Consider the following 1,436-nt stretch of genomic DNA (forward strand, 5'->3'; position numbering starts at 1 on the left):
CCCGAGGACGCTGCGAGCTACGCCATGAAGGCGTGCATGCCGTTGTTCGGGATTTTCTTAGATCCAAACGCCTCCTCGAAAGCGGAAGTCCTAGAGGAAGTGCTTCCTCCCGGAATCTTTCGCGCGGTCCTCAAGGAGGAGTGGCGCGATTTTGTCGAGCAGGGAAACAAGCAATAGGTTGTTCGACTTGCCAGCGGTCAATGATTAGCTGCTGCAAGTCATGTTGCCGATCGAGTGCACTCAATGAAATTCGGAACCAATATCCTCGTGTTCGTTCTTGCGGTGTTGCCATCGGACATCTGGGCTCAATCGTCRGATCGAATGACGCCGGAGACATCGCCACTTCTCTGGCGCGACGGCTACGTTAACTGGCGGGGCAAGCTCGTAAAGCCGAACTGGCAGGTGATGAGCGCCGACGATGGAACCAAATTCGCGGTTGATTTAAGCAAGAAATCCTCCCATTACGCCGCCGCCTACATCATCGATGGAGAGGTCTTCAACAAGGGAAACCTGTTTGAGCTTCAGTTTGACTGCGCCGCCAAGGTCTTCGAGGTGGTAACCAACATGGACCTGAGGCGTGCTCAAATCGTCCAAGCGAAGGTACATCAATTGGTCTGTGATGATGCGCCAATAAATCCCTGACGGACTTCCACCAAGCATCGCCAACCCCGTGGCTTCGACTTCTGTTTTTGGCCCGTTTGAGACATGCCGGGGCGGTCTGACGATGTCCGTTCACAGGGGTAGACCGGAAGAGAACGGCACGCRGCCAAAGTGACGCGATTGACCCACCTCAGACATTGCAAAGAAGAAGCAACCTCTAGCAATTCATAGCCCGCAAAAAAGCCCCGGCGAGCCGGGGCTTTGGTTTGCAAAGATGGGTGCGATCAGTATCTGGCCGCGACCGGTGCGCCGTATCCACCGAAGCGGTAGTTCAACCGAAGCGTGACCATATCCACGTCCTGGCTGACCCCGCTGCCGGTGAGGACAAACCCTCCAGGAGTAACCACACCTGCGAAGCCGGCATTATCACGCCCCATCCAGAGATGGTCGTATTCGATACCGAACGACCAGTTGGGCGTGAAGCCGTACTCCCAGCCAACGCCAAGGGCACCGCCCCAGCGTGTGTGGCTTGCCGATGCCAGGCCGACCCCGGTGACGTTGTTGAAAATGTCGAAGCGATTGCGCGTCACGGCCGCGCCGCCTTTCACGTAGAACAGCGAGGCGTTCCACGCCCAACCGAGTTGCGCTGTGAAGAGTCCGATGGCGTCAATCTTCCCTGTAGTCGAAATCAATGGATCGATCAGACTGACGCGCGTGTTCTTGATTTCGGCCCAATCTCCCTGCGCTTCCAGACCGAGCACAAACTGATTGGTTTGCCAGCGGTACCCGATCTGTCCGCCCGCGAGGCCCCCGGAGCGATCGGCGCAGCCACCTGC

2 protein-coding genes are annotated in these 1,436 nt (G+C 57.3%); one reads left to right on the top strand and one right to left on the bottom strand.

Translation table 11 applies throughout. The annotated features are described in order from the left end of the window. Positions 1 to 243: 243 nt before the first annotated feature. Positions 244 to 642, top strand: coding sequence for a hypothetical protein (locus ACXJL8_RS40945; RefSeq protein ID WP_456624346.1), 399 nt, complete (start codon positions 244 to 246; stop codon positions 640 to 642). Between the two features lie 242 nt (positions 643 to 884). On the opposite strand, the gene ACXJL8_RS40950 is transcribed toward ACXJL8_RS40945, so the two are convergent. Then, on the bottom strand, positions 885 to 1,436 hold a 552-nt coding region (locus ACXJL8_RS40950; protein ID WP_456687028.1), incomplete at its 5' end, for an outer membrane protein.

This window comes from Bradyrhizobium sp. P5_C11_2 (assembly GCF_054049755.1).